Genomic DNA, 17,702 nt, shown 5'->3' on the forward strand with positions numbered 1-17,702 from the left:
ATGCAGTATAAATCGCTGAAAAGACTCAAACTTCCGATTTCACGAAAATTTAATCACGTAAAAACCCGTGACAAAACACAACATGTAGGGATACGATTCGAATGTACGGTCAATAACTAGACCGCAGGAGGGGTTCCCGAGTGCCGCGAGAACACGTTGTAAAACGAAATGTTTCGCCCCCCGGATCGCAGATGCAACATGCAGATGCGAACGGCGGAGAACCCACCCGCCACTTCTATCTCAAGATGAAAATTAAATGCGCGCCTTTCCATGATGGAATGGCGCGTTTTGCTTTTTGGCTCAATTGATGAGGTGATCGTTATGGGTAAGCGCGCAGCACGCCGTCGTAGTCGTCCGCAACAGGCAGATACCAACGTCCATGACCTGTTTAACGGCGACAAATCAAACTGGCATCCATTGGATACACCAGGTACCGCTCCGCAAAGCGAACAACGCGATCAAAGCTTCCGTCGCCATATTCGCCCCAAAAGCGAAAATCAAGCCGCCCTTATGGAAGCCATTGATGCCTTTAACCTCATCCTTGCTCTTGGCCCGGCAGGAACCGGGAAAACATTTATTGCCGTATCCAAGGCTGTCGAAGCCCTCGACAAAGGAGAAATCGGCCGTATCGTTCTGGCCCGCCCCGCCGTCGAGGCCGGTGAAAACATCGGTTTCCTGCCCGGCGACGTCGAAGCCAAAATGGCACCGTATCTTCGCCCGCTTTATGACGCGCTAAATGATCGCCTTGGGGCCAAACGCCTGCGCCAATACCTTTCGGATGGTACCATCGAAATCGCCCCGATCGGCTATATGCGTGGCCGTACGCTGAACAATGCCTTTGTCGTCATTGACGAGGCCCAGAACTGCACCTATGGGCAACTTAAAATGCTAGTGACACGCCTTGGCTGGAATTCAACCATGATTCTGACCGGCGATCCGGATCAAACCGACCTTCTGCCAGAAATGTCCGGCCTATCGGAAATGTCTGACCGGCTTGAAAATGTCGAAGACATTTCCTGCGTCAAATTGGCCGACCAAGATATCGTCCGCCATCCCTTGGTCGCAAGCATGCTGACCGTTCTGTAAGTTTCGACACGGCAAACAAAAGAAGATGGCGGGCCCATATCCGGGCCCGCCATCTTTGTTACCGGATCTTATGATCGACATTCATATAAAGATCGCCACCATCGCGATATTTTTCGGCCATCGCGACCAGACCTTCTTTCTGCACATCGGCGCGAATTTCATGAGAAATCCGCATCGAACAGAATTTCGGCCCGCACATCGAACAAAAATGCGCCACCTTATGGGCCTCTTTCGGCAAAGTCTGATCATGGAAAGACCGGGCTGTTTCCGGATCAAGCGACAAATTAAACTGATCCTCCCAACGAAATTCAAACCGTGCGCGTGACAGCGCGTCGTCACGTGTCTTTGCCGCCGGGTGGCCCTTGGCCAGGTCGGCGGCATGGGCTGCAATCTTATAAGTAATCACCCCGGTTTTAACATCGTCACGATCTGGCAGGCCAAGATGTTCCTTTGGCGTGACATAGCAAAGCATCGCCGTTCCAAACCAGCCGATCATCGCCGCCCCGATCCCCGATGTGATATGATCGTAACCCGGTGCAATATCTGTAGTTAGCGGACCAAGGGTGTAAAACGGCGCCTCGCCACAGATTTCAAGTTGCTTGTCCATGTTTTCGCGAATCTTGTGCATTGGCACATGCCCAGGCCCCTCAATCATCACCTGGCAATCCTTTGCCCAGGCGATTTGGGTCAGTTCCCCCAATGTCTCAAGTTCGGCAAACTGGGCGGCGTCATTGGCATCTGCAATCGATCCCGGCCGCAACCCATCCCCCAGTGAAAAGGACACGTCATAAGCCTGACAGATATCGCAAATTTCGGAAAAATGCGTGTATAGGAAACTTTCGCGATGATGATACAGGCACCACTTGGCCATGATCGATCCGCCACGCGAAACAATACCGGTGACCCGATCCACTGTCAGCGGGATGTGGTGCAGGCGCAATCCGGCATGAATGGTAAAATAATCCACCCCCTGCTCTGCCTGTTCGATCAGGGTGTCACGAAAGATTTCCCATGTCAGATCTTCGGCAATGCCCGCGACCTTTTCCAACGCTTGATAGATCGGCACCGTTCCAATCGGCACCGGTGAATTGCGGATGATCCAGTCCCGGATATTGTGGATATTGCGCCCGGTCGACAAATCCATCACCGTATCCGCACCCCAGCGCGTCGCCCAGACCATTTTTTCGACCTCTTCGGCCATGGAGGATGTCACCGCCGAATTGCCAATATTGGCATTGATCTTAACCAGGAAATTACGCCCGATAATCATTGGCTCGGCTTCGGGATGGTTGATATTGGCCGGGATAATCGCCCGGCCACGCGCAATTTCATCGCGGACAAATTCCGCCGTCACATTATCGGGGATAACCGCACCAAATGATTCGTCATCACGTTTTGCGTTGGCACGCATTTCCACCCGGCCCAGATTTTCACGGATCGCAACAAATTCCATTTCCGCAGTAACAATTCCAGCACGTGCATAAGCAAGCTGGGTGATCGCCCGACCATCAATCGCACGTAACGGCGCATGATTTTCGGGGAACAGCGGCACCGCATGACTTTCGCTTTCAACAAAGCCGTTATCTGCGGGTTTGATGCTACGCCCGGCATAACGTTGCGTATCGGCACGTGCGGCGATCCAGTTGCGGCGCAACCGCGGCAGGCCCCTTTCTATATCAATCACAATATCAGGATCAGTATAGGGCCCGGACGCATCATAAACTTTAAGCGGCGGCTCCCCCGATGTTGGATGAACTGAAATTTCGCGCATCGGCACGCGAATATCGGGATGATACGATCCGGCAATATGCAACTTGCGCGATGCGGGCAATGGCCCGGTAGTGACATCGGTTTTCGACGTTTTAACAGACATAAAAGGCCCCTTTGCAATCAAAGCAATGGAGACCCAGTTCTGCGATAAGGTGTCTGATGAGAAATGCCAACAAAACACCAACGAATGGACGTTGGGCCCATGATCACAAAACAGACTTTACCATGATGTGAAAACAGGTTTGAAAATGCCGGCATCTGCACCATCCCTACGCCAGTATGAACTGGATCAGGTTCAAAGGGTCACTGCGCTGCAAAGCCAGCAGAATCTCAGCCCCTTGTCGGAGCCCCCCTGGTGATCGATTGCACGATTGCAATTTATGCGGGTTATGTCAATCGGTGTCGCGCGCCAATACTATATCCGAAACTCTTTGGACTAGACCGCTTGGAAGCTTGGCCGCTAGCGGCCCATCGCCATTTCGCCGCTTGAAACAGGAATATCTTCCTGACCGGCCTTGCGCGCACGTCCAGTGTGCCAGAATTCCGGGTCTTCGGTATAACCAGTGAATTCATCAAGATGGATATCTTCGGGCGGCTCAGGGTGAATGGTGATATCAAGATCGGGATATTCTGATCGAATATTATCCATCACCTGATGGCAGATGGTATGTGCATCACGCATCAGCATCCCACCATCCATGATTAGCTCAATCTCGGCAAAACGGTGAACGCCCGATGATCGAGTCCGCAACCGGTGAATACCGATCACCGACGCATTTTTCATTGTCAGTTCAATAATCCGCTGGCTATCCGAATCGGGCAATTCCTGATCCATCAGGACCGAAACGGAATTCCGTCCGACTTTGACCGCAGAATACAAAAGAAACAGCGCAACCAATCCACCAATCAACGGATCGGCCCAATTGAAACCGGAAAATCCGGCAACAAGGGCAATAATCACCGCCAGATTGGCAAAAATATCGCTGCTGTAATGCAGGGAATCGGCATCAACCGCCAACGAACCGGACATGCGCACCGCTTTTCGTTGCAGCAACACCAAACCAACCGTCATCACCACCGACACTGCCATGATCCAGACACCTTCGATGGCAAATTTGACCGGCTGGGGTTCACTGATGCGCGATGCGGCCTCGGCCAAAACCAAAATTGCCGCACCGATCATAAAAGCAGACTGAAAAAGCCCGGCCAGTGGTTCGGCCTTGCCATGCCCAAAACGGTGATCGTGATCGGCGGGCCGCCATGCGCTTCGCACCGCCATGAAGTTGATCACAGACGTACCGACGTCAAGCATGCTATCGATCATGGATGATAACAGGCTAACCGAATCGGTCAGGAACCAGCCCACGGCTTTGATTGCAATCAGCGTCGCAGCTATGACAATGGAGGCCGTCGTTGCCCGACGTGCCCACATTTCCCTTTGCGCGATGTCAATGACAGGACATTGCATCATACTCTACAGACCCTTGGTCTTCATTTTCCGCTCGCTGATCGCGATTTTATATCGTGAATTAACGTAATATGTAATGACTATTGACATACTTTGACCTTCGTCTGCGCAGCAAATAGCGCATATTTGATATTCCGCAAGGTTTCCAAACCCGTGCCAAGCGATTATATCAGCCATACAGGCGGATAAGAAAAAACAACAGGTCCACTTATGATTGTTGAAATCGGACACTATGCTCTTGTGCTGTCACTTGTGATGGCAATGGCACAATCGACCATACCATTTATTGCCGCATCCCGACGCGATATTGTTCTTCTCAAAATAGCACCGCGTCTGGCAATTGCCTGCTTTGCACTGGTTGGAACCAGCTTTGCGGCTCTGACCTATGCCTATGTCACGTCCGATTTTTCAGTCGTCAATGTGATCGCCAACAGCCATACATCCAAACCACTGATCTATAAAATCACCGGCGTCTGGGCCAATCACGAGGGCTCGATGTTATTATGGGTGATGATCCTGACGCTGTTTGCGTCCGCCGTTGCCGCCTTTGGCCGCAACCTGCCGCCCAGCTTGCTGGCGCGCGTCATTGGCGTGATGGGCATCATCGCACTTGGCTTCCTGTTGTTCATCTTGCTGACATCAAATCCGTTTGAACGCGTGGTCAATCCGCCGCTAAATGGCGAAGGCATGAACCCCCTGTTGCAGGATCCGGGCATCGCCATTCACCCGCCCTTCTTGTACCTTGGCTACGTCGGTTTTTCGGTCGCCTTTGCCTTTGCGGTGGCGGCCCTGATCGAAGGCCGGGTTGATCCGGCATGGGCGCGCTGGGTCCGACCATGGACATTGGCGGCATGGGTCTTTTTAACGGCCGGGATCGGCCTTGGATCATGGTGGGCCTATTACGAACTGGGCTGGGGCGGCTGGTGGTTCTGGGATCCGGTTGAAAACGCATCCTTCATGCCATGGTTGGCCGGTACCGCCCTTTTGCATTCGGCCATTGTTGTTGAAAAGCGCGACGCTCTTAAAAGCTGGACAATCTTTCTGGCGATCCTTGCCTTTTCCTTCTCGTTGCTGGGGACCTTCCTTGTGCGTTCCGGCGCGCTGACATCGGTTCACGCCTTTGCCACCGATCCGACGCGCGGGGTGTTTATCCTGTTCCTACTCTGTCTGACAGTCGGTGGGTCGTTAATGCTATATGCTTGGCGCGCCCCAACCCTTAAGGGCGGCGGACTGTTTCAACCGATCTCACGCGAAGGGGCATTGGTGTTTAACAATGTCCTGCTGTCGATTGCCGCTGCCATGGTGCTGCTCGGAACACTCTATCCGCTGTTGCTGGAAACCGTGACCGGAGAAAAGATTTCAGTCGGCGCGCCATTCTTTAATTCGACATTCGTTCCGATCATGACTCCGGCCATTATCGCCATGGTCTTTGGCCCGTTAATGCCATGGAAACGTGCCGATCTGTTCGCCGTCCTGGGCAAGCTCAAGATCGCCATTGCCGCCGTTATACTGGTACTGCTGGTAACTTACTGGCTTGCCGGTGGACCGGCCTTTGCCCTGTTCGGTATGGGACTGGCCACATGGCTGTTTGTCGGCACTATTCTGGAATGGACAAGCCGCATCAAACTGTTCCGCGGACCGCTTAAAACCAGTTTGCGGCGCATGCGTAATTTGCCGCGCTCGGCCCATGGTACGATGCTGGCCCATGCCGGGGTCGCAATTGTTGTTGCGGGCATCACCGGGTCACAAGCCTGGACCGAAGAATCGGTTCAATCGCTCGGCATTGGCGACAGCACCGTGCTTTCGGGCCATACCTTTACACTCAGCAGCCTTCGCGAATACGAGGGGCCAAACTTTGTTGCCCGCGAAGCCACCATTACCATTGCAACGCCCGGCGAACGCACCATCACCCTGACCCCGGAAAAACGGGTCTATACGGTTGAAGGCATGCCAACGACCGAGGCCGGCATTCAGTCTGGCATCACCGGCGATATCTATGCAGTGATCGGTGACGAGGATGCCAATGGTAAATGGGTCACCCGCTTCTATGTCAAACCGATGATCCCCTGGATGTGGACTGGCGGATTGGTCATGGTTCTGGGTGGATTGATGTCATTATCAGACCGTCGTTATCGTGTCGGCGCACCGGCACGCTCCACCAAAGCCGCCCCTACTGTCCCGGCTGAATAAAGCGTTAGGAATTTCGATGACGATCTGGATTGTTCTTGGCGCCCTGACGCTTCTGGTGGGCGGTTATATTCTCTGGCCACTCTGGCGCGGAAATACAGTTTCTGCGCCAGATGCACCCGATACTGATAACGACGAATTGCAGCGCGATCTTGCCGTTTACCGTGATCAGCTTGCCGAAATTGACCGCGATATTGATCGTGGTGTTTTGACCACCGAACAGGCCGATGCGGCAAGAATTGAAGTCCAACGCCGCATTCTTTCTACCGATCAGCGCATCCAAAGCCGCAGCCTATCGGGCGAAGCAATGGCGCATGTCTCACGCCTGCGCCCAGTTGTTGCGGTGTTCACACTTGTCCTGCTTGTCGTCGGGATCGGGTTTTATATCAATCTTGGTCGACCGGATTTACCGGATCGCCCAATCGCCAGCCGTGGCGATGAAATCATGGCCGCCCGGCAGGCGCGCGACGTCGATTCCAACCGGACAACGGCATTTAACCGTGCTGTTCAGGATTTGTCTAACCGACTGCTTGAAAATCCCGATGACCTCAAAGGCTGGGAGCTTCTTGGCGCCAGCTTGATGGCGCTCGGCCGCGCCGAAGAAGCGCAAACCGCCTTCCTTGAAGCGGTAAAACGATCCGGTCGCGACGGAGACTATCTGGCAATGTATGCCGAAAGTGTCATTCGCGCCGAAAACGGGCAAGTCAACGTCATCGCACGCGGTGCATTGGAAGAAGCCGCCAAATCCGGCAGCAAGGATCCGCGCATCCAATATTTCCTGGGCCTGGCAGACGCACAAAATGGCAATGTTGCCGCAGCCATTGATCGCTGGATCATGCTGGTCAATGCGGCACCGGCCGATGCCAGCTGGCTTCCAATGGTTCTTGGCCGGATCGAAGAATCGGCAATTGCACAGGGCATAGATATCGCGGGCCGGATCACCATCACGCCACCAATGGTATCAAATACCCCCTCCGAGACAAACGGCCCCAACCGCGAAGAAATGGAAGCCGCCGCCGAGATGACACCGGAACAACGCCAGGAAATGATCCTTGGCATGGTGTCCCAGCTTGCCGACAGGCTGAAAGAAAACCCCGATAACCCCGAAGGATGGGCGCGTCTGATTCGGGCCTATGCCGTCATCAATAACCCGGACATGGCACAACAGGCCTATGACACTGCCCGTCATCAATTCGCTGACAATTCCGAACTATTGGCACAGTTTTCCAGCCTTGCCGCCGAGCTTGGCATTCCGGTGAACTGACATTGCGTCACGTGCCTTGATGCCGCGGGCTTGCTATAACTTCGCCCGATTCTCGCCATTTCGGCCCCTAAAATAAAGCGCACCGCGGTTCAGGCACGGTGCGCTTTTGCTTTGTCGGATGATATGGGACATGTACGGATTAATACGTAAGCATAGTATTAATCATATTTTTTTGCCCCCTATCCTATTGATTTGTCGTCAGACTTAGTCAATATGAAAACTGAACTACGTTCGAAAAGCTGCCGCACTGACCTACAATGTTGAAATTATTCTGTCTTTTTCTTCATTTTATGACAAAGATTGAGTATAATTTCTGACTATCAAAAGGGGTGCATTCGACAATACCCCATCCAAAAGAATAAGGACGATGCATGATCGCCGGTGCCAACGGGACCGTAAGCAATTTGCTGCTGATTGAAGACAATCCGGGGGACGCCCGGCTGGTTCAAGAAGCTCTGCGCGAATTCACCCATCCGGTTAATCTGCATCACGTCAAAGATGCGATGACAGCCCGTCAGTTCCTGCAACAGGATGGCCCCTATCGCAACGCCCCCAAACCCCGTCTGATTCTTCTGGATTTGAACATGCCGCGCAAGGATGGCCGGGAAATGTTGCGCGAAATCCGCAACGACCCGTCATCGGCATCGATCCCGGTTATCGTCCTGACCACATCCGGGGCTGAACACGATGTCGACCTTTGCTATGCTGCCGGGGCGAATTGCTATTTGCGCAAGCCGGTGGATGTCACCGAATTTATCGACCTTATGAAAATGATTGAATCTTTCTGGCTGGGCTTGGCTCTAACGCCGTCCCCCTGACACCTCGTCATCAGCACTTTGGTCCAGGCATCTTATATCCCCCCAACGTTCAGTGACATACCACGCCTCTGCGCCGCTTGACCGGTGCTGTGGATGGCACCTCCACCGGGATAGTCACTTGCTGACTTCAAATCACAGACTGACATCAAAAAAGGCCGCTGTTTCCACAGCGGCCCTTTCCATAAAATCGAAGATCGATGATCAGTTGGACAATGCAGCAATAAGTGCACGGGCAACGTCAAACGCACGTTCGGCATTTGCCTTGTCATGCGCCGTGGTTGCTGCCTTCAGATCGGCTTCGGCGGCTTCAAGACGCGCCTGGGCTTCATCGGCCTTGATGTCGGAAACCGGAACGGCTTCTTCGGCCAGAATGGTGCAACGTTCGGGGTTAACCTCGGCGACACCTCCGGCGACGAAGATACGCTCGGAAACCTTACCACCTGCATAGATGTCGATGACACCCGGACGAATGGTCGAGATCATCGGCGAATGCTTCGGCAGCACGCCAAAATTCCCGTCCGTGCCCGGAACAACGACCATCTCGACCGGCTCGGATTTGAGCAGGGCAGACGGCGAAACAAGTTCCAGTACAGTCGTATCAGTCATGACAGTCCTCGCTCCCTAGGCGGAGGGGGACCGAAACTGCCTTAGGCAGCTTCGGCCATCTTCTTGGCTTTCTCGATAGCTTCTTCGATGGTACCGACCATATAGAATGCCTGTTCAGGCAGGTGGTCGTATTCACCAGCGCAGATTGCCGCGAATGCCTTGATGGTGTCTTCAAGCTGAACGAACACACCCGGCGTACCAGTAAAGACTTCTGCAACGTGGAACGGTTGCGAAAGGAAACGCTGGATCTTACGGGCACGGGCCACGACCAGTTTGTCTTCTTCCGAAAGCTCGTCCATGCCGAGAATTGCGATGATGTCCTGAAGACCTTTATAGGTCTGCAGAATACGCTGAACTTCACGGGCGGTCTCGTAGTGTTCTTTACCAATAACGCCCGGATCAAGCGCACGCGAGGTACTATCGAGCGGATCAACTGCCGGATAGATGCCAAGCTCGGCAATCTGACGGTTGAGCGTCGTGGTCGCATCAAGGTGGGCAAACGAGGTTGCCGGCGCCGGGTCAGTCAAGTCATCGGCCGGAACGTAAATGGCCTGAACCGAGGTAATAGAACCTTTTTTGGTCGAGGTAATACGTTCCTGCAGCGCACCCATGTCGGTTGCCAGCGTTGGCTGATAACCCACAGCAGACGGGATACGACCCAGAAGTGCGGACACTTCCGAACCAGCCTGGGTGAAGCGGAAGATGTTATCGACGAAGAACAGAACGTCCTGGCCTTCTTCATCACGGAAATATTCCGCCAAAGTCAGACCGGTAAGAGCAACACGTGCGCGCGCTCCCGGGGGTTCGTTCATCTGGCCATAAACCAGTGCTGCTTTGGAAACGCCTTCCGGATTGATAACGCCCGAGTCCATCATCTCGTGATAGAGGTCGTTACCTTCACGGGTACGTTCACCAACACCGGCGAAAACCGAATAACCACCGTGGCCTTTTGCCACGTTGTTGATCAGTTCCATGATGAGAACGGTTTTACCCACGCCCGCACCACCGAACAGACCAATTTTACCACCCTTGGTATACGGTGCAATAAGGTCGATGACCTTAATACCGGTAACCAGGATTTCGGTGTCAGTTGCCTGATCGGTGAAGGACGGTGCTTCACGGTGGATCGGCAATTTCATTTTCGCATTGACCGGACCACGTTCGTCAACCGGCTCGCCGATGACGTTCAAGATACGACCAAGGGTTTCCGGACCAACCGGAACCATAATTGCATCGCCGGTATCGACGACTTTCTGGCCACGCTGCAAACCTTCGGTGGTATCCATCGCGATGGTACGGACGGCATTCTCACCAAGATGCTGTGCAACTTCAAGGACCAGACGCTGGCCATTGTTGTCAACAGTCAGCGCATTCAAAATGGGCGGCAACTCTCCGTCGAACTTAACGTCGACGACGGCGCCCTTTACCTGGGAAATTTTCCCCGTCTTCATATCAGCCATAAGTATTGTCTCCTGCTCGGACAAAACTATCCGTTAGTTCCTGCGACCCGCTTACAAAGCCTCGGCGCCGGAAATGATTTCAATCAGTTCATTGGTGATCTGGGCCTGACGTGAGCGGTTGTACTGGATGCTCAGTCGGTCGATCATATCGCCGGCGTTGCGGGTTGCGTTATCCATCGCGGACATACGCGCACCGTGCTCGGATGCACTGCTTTCCAGCATGGCACCGAAAATCTGGACACCAACATTGCGCGGCAGAAGATCAGCCAGAATGGCTTCTTCGGACGGTTCATAATCATAAACCGCAGAAGAACCGGTTGCTTCTTCCTGCCCGTCGGTTTCCGGCACCGCGAACGGCACCAGTTGCTGTGTGGTAACGACCTGCGAAATGGCTGACACGAACTTATTATAGATGATCGAGCAAACATCAAATTCGCCGGCGTCATACAGCGCCAGAATTTTATCAGCGACATCGGTAGCAGCAGAGAAATCAATCCCCTTCTTGCCTTCGACGCCGATATACCGGGCGACAATTGCGTCACCAAATTCACGCTTGAGCGCATCCGATGCCTTACGGCCAACACAGATCAGCTTCACCGTTTTTCCCGCGGCCTGAAGGGCGCGGACTTTAATACGGGTCGCTTTAATGATCGAAGCGTTGAAACCACCGCAAAGGCCACGATCCGAGGTAAAGACGACGAGCAGATGCACATCTTCTTTCCCTGTACCAGATAGAAGCTTCGGTGCCCCTTGTGATCCACCAACCGCAGCTGCGAGGCGGCCCAGCATCGTCCCCATGCGATCTGCATAAGGACGGGCTGCTTCCGCGGCATCTTGCGACCGGCGGAGCTTAGAGGCTGCCACCATCTTCATCGCCGAAGTAATTTTCTTCGTCGATTTGACGCTGGCAATGCGCGAGCGCAGATCCTTTAAACTAGCCATTGCGTTTCCTCCTTCGCCTTAAGTTCAGACTTACGCGAAGGTTTTCGCGAACTTGTCGAGGAACGCTCTCAGCTTGCTTTCGCTGTCTTCCGACAGAACTTTCTCGGTGCGGATTGCATCAAGAATGTCAGAGCCGGTTGAACGGATATCGTTCAGGAACTGCTCTTCGAATGCACGAATTTTGCCAACAGCTACGCCGTCAAGGTAACCCTTAACACCGGCATAGATCACGACAACCTGTTCTTCCACTTTAAGCGGCGAGTACTGCGCCTGCTTGAGCAGCTCGGTCAAACGTGCACCACGTGCCAGCAGTTTCTGGGTCGCCGGATCAAGATCCGATGCGAACTGTGCGAAAGCTTCCATTTCACGGTACTGCGCAAGTTCCAGCTTGATCGAACCGGCAACCTGTTTCATTGCCTTGATCTGAGCAGACGAACCCACACGCGAGACCGACAGACCGACGTTCACAGCCGGGCGAACGCCCTTATAGAACAGATCGGTCTCAAGGAAGATCTGACCATCGGTGATCGAAATCACGTTAGTCGGAATAAACGCCGAAACGTCGTTACCCTGGGTTTCAATAACCGGCAGTGCGGTCAGCGAACCAGCGCCGTTTTCGTCGTTCATTTTCGCCGCACGTTCCAGAAGACGGGAGTGCAGATAGAAAACGTCACCCGGGAACGCTTCACGTCCCGGTGGGCGGCGAAGCAACAGCGACATCTGACGATAGGCAACAGCCTGTTTCGACAAATCATCATAGAAGATGGTCGCGTGCATGCCGTTATCACGGAAATACTCGCCCATTGCGCAAGCAACAAACGGTGCCAGGAACTGCATCGGCGCCGGATCCGAAGCGGTAGCCGCAACAACGATGGTATTTTCCATCGCGCCGCGCTCTTCAAGAACCTTAACAACCTGTGCAACGGTCGACCGTTTCTGACCAACAGCAACATAGATGCAGAACATCTTGTCGCTGTCTTTTTTCGCAGCATCGTTCACCGGTTTCTGGTTCAGAATGGTGTCGATGATGATTGCGGTTTTACCAGTCTGACGGTCACCAATGATCAGCTCACGCTGGCCACGGCCAATCGGGATCAAAGCATCAATCGACTTGATACCGGTCTGTACCGGCTCATGAACCGATTTACGCGGGATAATGCCAGGTGCCTTGACGTCAGCAAGACGACGCTCTTTTACACCCAGATCACCCTTGCCGTCGATCGGGTTGCCAAGTGCGTCAACAACACGCCCCAGCAGCTCTTTACCAACCGGAGCATCAACGATGGCACCGGTACGCTTAACCTGGTCACCTTCTTTGATCGAACGGTCAGAGCCGAAAATAACGATACCGACGTTGTCTTCCTCAAGATTAAGGGCCATGCCCTTAATCCCACCGGGGAAGTCGACCAATTCACCGGCCTGAACATTGTCAAGACCATGAACACGGGCGATACCGTCACCGACAGAAAGAACCTGCCCGACTTCGGCAACTTCGGCTTCAGCACCAAAATTGGCGATCTGATCCTTAAGAATAGCGGAGATCTCCGCGGCGCGGATTTCCATCACGCAACCCCTTTCATAGCGAGCTCGAGCTTCTGCAATTTGGTGCGAAGCGAGGCATCAAAAACCCGGGAACCGACCTTGACAACAAGGCCGCCAAGAACCGCCGGATCGACATTCAGGTCCACTTTGACAGTGGCACCGACAACTTCTTTAAGAGCGCCGGTAACGGCTTCGATTTGCTCTTTCTTCAGCTCGGCAGCCGAGGTCACCTGTGCGGTCACTTCGCCCTTATGAGCTGAGAGCATGGAAAGGTAGGAATTTATAATGCTCGGCAGAACAAACAGACGGCGTTTCTGACACAGAACACCTACGGTCTTCTTGGTCAGCTCGGAAACACCAAGCTTGTCCAGAAGGGCCGCCATTGCCTTAGCCTGCACATCCCGGGAAATCACGGGACTACGGAGCACATTCCGCAGGTCATCGCTTTCGACGATGGCCTGGTCGAGCACGTCAAGATCGCTTTTGACAACATCAAGCTTATTGGCTGCAAGAGCCAATTCGAACAATGCTGTGGCGTAACGCCCTTGGAGCCCGGTCGCGGCAGTAATTTGGGACACCGTTGAAAGCCCTCAATTCTGGTTATGAGAACGACTCGGATACGTATAAAAAAATGTTCTCTCGGAAGGAGTTCCCGCCGAGAAGCGAGCGTTTGGTAGCACATGTCCATGACAGGGGCAACCCCCGCGCAACCCCATTTGGACCGACTTTTTCATTATGGGCAGAAGTTGGGGCAAATCCGTGCCCTATCTCAGACTTTTCATCGCTTTTTACGACTATTTTATAACACGCCCTCTCGCCCCTGCCGGGGATGTCCCGCCATCAAGATCGCTTTTTCAGGACGAATCCCCGACTTTTCCTGCAAAGCCGTCCGCACAACCCCTGATATTCAGGTGTTTTTCCTATCAACGATTGTAATCGACTTCACATAAAAATCGGCCAGACGACCATTTTGGGCACCGATGTCATCACGCAGAACACCAAAACAATCCGATATTGCCGATTAGATCAGAATGGAACCGCCACATGAACGGGACCCCAGCCCGAACTCCGATCATCAAAGGCCTGTCCGAGGCGCTGCTTAAATGGATGGTCGACAGCACCCCGCGCGGCATTGATATCGACATCATGGCAGAAGTCCTGCACGACATCAGCATTTCAGACCATGAAAAGCGACATTATCCTGACCCTGTCGCAAAATACGGACCGCACCGCATATCTGGATCCCCCACAAGAAGCCCATCTTTTGTTTGATTGGCGATTTGTGGTTCACGTCGAAGACCGGGAATCAATCCCTTTCAACGACTTTTCCGATCTTGCATATCTGCACATCGGTGCTGCCGCCGGATATTCCTAAGCCGAGACCTTTTGGCAATCGGGACTGGATTGATGACCGTCGCAATATCAAAACCAAATACAGGACTTACATAAAACTATAAGGATCGATATCAATTTGCACCCGGACACTGCTCGGTGTTTTGACCTTTGCCAGCCAATCATGGATCATTGCCTGTAGCCGGACCTGCTTATCTGTTCGGATCAAAAACCGCCTGCGATATCGTCCGCGCAGCAATGATAACGGGGCAGGGGCCGGCCCCAACACCATGATGCCATCCCCGCGCGGCGCGGCGCGCCCGATCCGCCAGGCCGCTTCATCGACCTCGTTTTCCTTTTTGCCCGATATGATCAGGGCGGCCAACCGGCCATGCGGCGGCATCCCATGCGTTAAACGTTGCGAAAGTTCGACCTCGTTAAACGCATCGCGATCCCCCGCGGCAATCGCCTTAATCACCCGGTTTGATGGATCGGCGGTCTGTAGCAAAACAGTCCCGGGGCGATCACCGCGCCCTGCGCGCCCGGCAACCTGGGTCATCAATTGATAACTGCGTTCGGCCGCACGTAAATCCCCGCCTGCCAAACCAAGATCGGCATCGACAACTCCGACCAGCGTCAGCATGGGAAAGTGATAGCCCTTTGCCAAAATCTGAGTCCCGATCAAAAGATCAACTTCATGATTATGCACACGATCGATTAATGCGGCCGCGGCCTTGGGACCGGCAATATTGTCCGATGTTGCAACCTCGATCCGCAATTGCGGAAATGTTTCAACCGCTTCCTCATAAAGCCGTTCAACACCGGGGCCACATGCCGACAGCTTTTCCTCTGCCCCGCAGGCAGGGCACGTATCAGGTGTCTTTGCCGTATAGCCGCAATGATGGCATTGCAACTTCCCCCACGCACGATGTTCAACCAACCAGGCCGTGCAATTTGGGCATTGGAACCGATGCCCGCAGGTACGGCATAATGTCAGCGGCGCATAACCGCGTCGGTTTAAAAACAACATCGCCTGTTCACCGGCGGCAAAGGTTTCCGCCAGTCGTTTTTTCAATGTCGGTGTGATCCAGCGTTGGCGTTCCGGTCGGTCTTGGCGGATATCGACAATCTCGACACTTGGCAAAACCGCAACACCGTGGCGCTCGGAAAGTTCCACCGTGCCATATCGCCCGGCCTCGACATTGGCCAGCGTTTCAAGCGACGGGGTTGCTGATGCCAAAATAACCGGAATGGCCCCGATATGGCCGCGCGCCACCGCCATATCACGCGCATGATAAATCACGCCGTCTTCTTGTTTGAAGGCATGTTCGTGTTCTTCATCGACAACGATCAGACCCAAATTGGCATAGGGCAAAAACAGCCCGGAACGCGCGCCAACCACCAATCGCGCCGAACCATCAGCCACCGCACGCCATGTTTCACGGCGGCGCGCCTGCCCAACCTCGGAATGCCACAGGGCCGGTTCAACACCGAACCGGTCTCGGAACCGTTGCAACCATTGCGCCGACAGGGCAATTTCCGGCAACAGGACCACCACCTGCTTGCCCGTTTCCAGTGCGATTCTTATGGCTTCAAAATACACTTCGGTTTTGCCAGACCCGGTCACACCATCAAGCAATGTGACGGAAAACCCATCATCGGCGACCTTGCGGCACAATTCATTGGCCGCATGTTCCTGCGCCTCGGAAAGATGCGGGCGCGGAATATCAAGATCGGGTGGATTAAACGGCGATGGCGGCGCCACCATCAAACGCCGGACAATACCGACCTCGACCAATCCTTTGATCACGCTGGCACCGGCACCGGTTTCGCGCATGATATCGGCCTGCTCCATCGGCGGATGATCGCGCAAAAAGGCCATAACGCGTTTTCGCGGCGGGGTCATGCGAATGCCAGGATCGGTCGACTCGCCATTGGGCTGGGCCAACGTAAAACGAAAAACCGGCTTGGGTGGCTCAAGCGCATCAGGGACACTCATGGCCATGCGCAACACCGCCCCTTGTGGGGACATGGTATAGGCCGAGACCCAATCAATAAATTTTCGGGTGACTTCCGCCATCGGCGGCACCTGCAAAACGCCATAAATCTCGCGCAATTTCGCCGGATCGACATCACCCTTGGCTTTGCCCCAAACAACCCCGCGCTGGGTTTGACGGCCCAGCGGGATTTCGACAAAATCGCCGGGCTGCACATTTAAACCCTCGGGAACAAGGTAATCATATGGCCCAGCCAAAGGCAGTGGCGGCAAGACACTGATTGTCTCGCCCGTCACCTGAAAGGCAGGATCGTCATCAAACAAATTTCCCGATATGGCCTTTGCGGCGCTCATATATTATAAACCCCGTCAGGATGCCTCTGGGTTGGTCGCATAACTATGCATGACCGGCTTGTGGCACAAAGAAAAACGGTCCCACAGCCTAGGTTGTCTGGCACCGTCATTTGAATGGCACCGGACCCTATCAGCTAACCGCATCATCGAACAACGATCTTCAAAAGCTCCCAAGCAGGAAATCCAATGAAGTTTTTCATCGACACCGCCGACATCGACGCGATCCGCGAAATTGCCAAATCCGGCCTCGTGGACGGCGTCACCACCAATCCGTCGCTGGTTGCAAAGACAGGTCAGCCGTTTCTCGAACTGATCAAGGAAATTTGTGACGTTGTTGACGGCCCGGTCAGCGCCGAAGTTGCCGCGACCGATTTTGAAACCATGGTTGCCGAAGGCCGCAAGCTTGCCAAAATCGCCGACAATGTCGTCGTCAAGCTGCCGCTGACCCCGGACGGGCTCAAAGCCTGCCGCACCTTCACCGACGAAGGCATCAAAACCAACGTCACCCTTTGCTTCTCGGTTGGTCAGGCCATCTTGGCTGCCAAAGCCGGCGCAACCTATGTTTCGCCGTTTGTTGGCCGCCTTGACGATATTTCGTCTGATGGCATGCAGCTGATTGCTGACATCGCCGAAGTTTATAACAACTATCCGAACTGGCAGACCGAAATCCTCGTCGCTTCGGCACGCGGTCCGCAACATGTTGTCGACTCGGCCCGTCTGGGTGCTGACGTTGTCACCATCCCGCCGCAGGTTCTGAACCAGTTGTTCAAACACCCGCTGACCGATAAAGGCCTTGAAACCTTTATCGCCGATTGGGCAAAAACCGGCCAGTCTATCCTCTAATACGGATAAACAAGCCCAAAGGCCGACATTATCA

At 53.9% G+C, this 17,702-nt stretch carries 14 protein-coding genes and 1 riboswitch; of the genes, 6 read left to right on the top strand and 8 right to left on the bottom strand.

Going from position 1 to position 17,702, the window contains the following annotated elements; genetic code table 11:
- Positions 1-321 precede the first annotated feature (321 nt).
- A complete protein-coding gene (locus tag TALK_RS14285; protein ID WP_085619886.1) occupies positions 322-1,086 on the top strand; it encodes a PhoH family protein in 765 nt (254 codons plus the stop codon).
- Positions 1,087-1,144: 58 nt separating this feature from the next.
- Here the strand turns inward: TALK_RS14285 and thiC are convergent, their stop codons facing one another.
- Together thiC and TALK_RS14295 are read right to left on the bottom strand one after the other, a co-directional pair.
- On the bottom strand, positions 1,145-2,959 hold the full coding sequence (gene thiC, locus TALK_RS14290) for a phosphomethylpyrimidine synthase ThiC (protein ID WP_085619805.1): 1,815 nt from the start codon (positions 2,957-2,959) through the stop codon (positions 1,145-1,147).
- A gap of 145 nt (positions 2,960-3,104) precedes the next feature.
- Positions 3,105-3,220: riboswitch (TPP riboswitch) on the bottom strand.
- 96 nt (positions 3,221-3,316) lie between these two features.
- Positions 3,317-4,288 carry a cation diffusion facilitator family transporter gene (locus tag TALK_RS14295; protein WP_245829923.1) on the bottom strand — a complete coding sequence of 324 codons (972 nt, stop codon included), beginning with the start codon at positions 4,286-4,288 and terminating at the stop codon, positions 3,317-3,319.
- Between the two features lie 246 nt (positions 4,289-4,534).
- Here TALK_RS14295 and TALK_RS14300 point away from each other — a divergent pair, with 246 nt between their 5' ends.
- The 3 genes from TALK_RS14300 to TALK_RS14310 all read left to right on the top strand — a co-directional run bounded on the left by TALK_RS14300 (position 4,535) and on the right by TALK_RS14310 (position 8,593).
- Positions 4,535-6,514: a heme lyase CcmF/NrfE family subunit gene (locus tag TALK_RS14300; protein ID WP_085619807.1), complete on the top strand. Its 1,980-nt coding sequence runs from the start codon at positions 4,535-4,537 to the stop codon at positions 6,512-6,514.
- A gap of 16 nt (positions 6,515-6,530) precedes the next feature.
- Positions 6,531-7,775: a c-type cytochrome biogenesis protein CcmI gene (gene ccmI, locus TALK_RS14305; RefSeq protein ID WP_085619808.1), complete on the top strand. Its 1,245-nt coding sequence runs from the start codon at positions 6,531-6,533 to the stop codon at positions 7,773-7,775.
- 371 nt (positions 7,776-8,146) lie between these two features.
- Positions 8,147-8,593, top strand: coding sequence for a response regulator (locus tag TALK_RS14310; RefSeq protein WP_085619809.1), 447 nt, complete (start codon positions 8,147-8,149; stop codon positions 8,591-8,593).
- 201 nt (positions 8,594-8,794) lie between these two features.
- Here the strand turns inward: TALK_RS14310 and atpC are convergent, their stop codons facing one another.
- From atpC to TALK_RS14335, 5 genes are read right to left on the bottom strand one after another with little or no spacing between them, the layout of a single operon-like run.
- On the bottom strand, positions 8,795-9,199 hold the full coding sequence (gene atpC, locus TALK_RS14315) for an ATP synthase F1 subunit epsilon (RefSeq protein ID WP_085619810.1): 405 nt from the start codon (positions 9,197-9,199) through the stop codon (positions 8,795-8,797).
- Between the two features lie 41 nt (positions 9,200-9,240).
- Positions 9,241-10,659, bottom strand: a complete 1,419-nt coding sequence (atpD, locus tag TALK_RS14320; protein ID WP_085619811.1) for a F0F1 ATP synthase subunit beta — start codon at positions 10,657-10,659, stop codon at positions 9,241-9,243.
- Positions 10,660-10,710: 51 nt separating this feature from the next.
- Positions 10,711-11,601, bottom strand: a complete 891-nt coding sequence (locus TALK_RS14325; RefSeq protein ID WP_085619812.1) for a F0F1 ATP synthase subunit gamma — start codon at positions 11,599-11,601, stop codon at positions 10,711-10,713.
- A gap of 30 nt (positions 11,602-11,631) precedes the next feature.
- On the bottom strand, positions 11,632-13,164 hold the full coding sequence (gene atpA, locus TALK_RS14330) for a F0F1 ATP synthase subunit alpha (RefSeq protein ID WP_085619813.1): 1,533 nt from the start codon (positions 13,162-13,164) through the stop codon (positions 11,632-11,634).
- Complete coding sequence (locus tag TALK_RS14335; protein WP_085619814.1) at positions 13,164-13,721, bottom strand: F0F1 ATP synthase subunit delta; 558 nt, start codon at positions 13,719-13,721, stop codon at positions 13,164-13,166. The genes atpA and TALK_RS14335 overlap by 1 nt, the downstream gene beginning before the upstream one ends.
- Before the next feature lie 466 nt (positions 13,722-14,187).
- Here TALK_RS14335 and TALK_RS22025 point away from each other — a divergent pair, with 466 nt between their 5' ends.
- The gene (locus TALK_RS22025; protein ID WP_139833840.1) at positions 14,188-14,415 is read left to right on the top strand and encodes a hypothetical protein; all 228 of its coding nucleotides are present in this window, start codon (positions 14,188-14,190) and stop codon (positions 14,413-14,415) included.
- Between the two features lie 169 nt (positions 14,416-14,584).
- On the opposite strand, the gene TALK_RS14345 is transcribed toward TALK_RS22025, so the two are convergent.
- Complete coding sequence (locus TALK_RS14345) at positions 14,585-16,825, bottom strand: primosomal protein N' (protein ID WP_085619816.1); 2,241 nt, start codon at positions 16,823-16,825, stop codon at positions 14,585-14,587.
- 186 nt (positions 16,826-17,011) lie between these two features.
- On the opposite strand from TALK_RS14345, the gene fsa reads away from it, so the two are divergent.
- A complete protein-coding gene (gene fsa / locus TALK_RS14350; protein WP_085619817.1) occupies positions 17,012-17,668 on the top strand; it encodes a fructose-6-phosphate aldolase in 657 nt (218 codons plus the stop codon).
- The last annotated feature ends 34 nt before the right edge of the window (positions 17,669-17,702 follow it).

It is taken from the genome of Thalassospira alkalitolerans (assembly GCF_002115745.1).
GTDB classification, from domain to species: Bacteria; Pseudomonadota; Alphaproteobacteria; order Rhodospirillales; family Thalassospiraceae; genus Thalassospira; species Thalassospira alkalitolerans.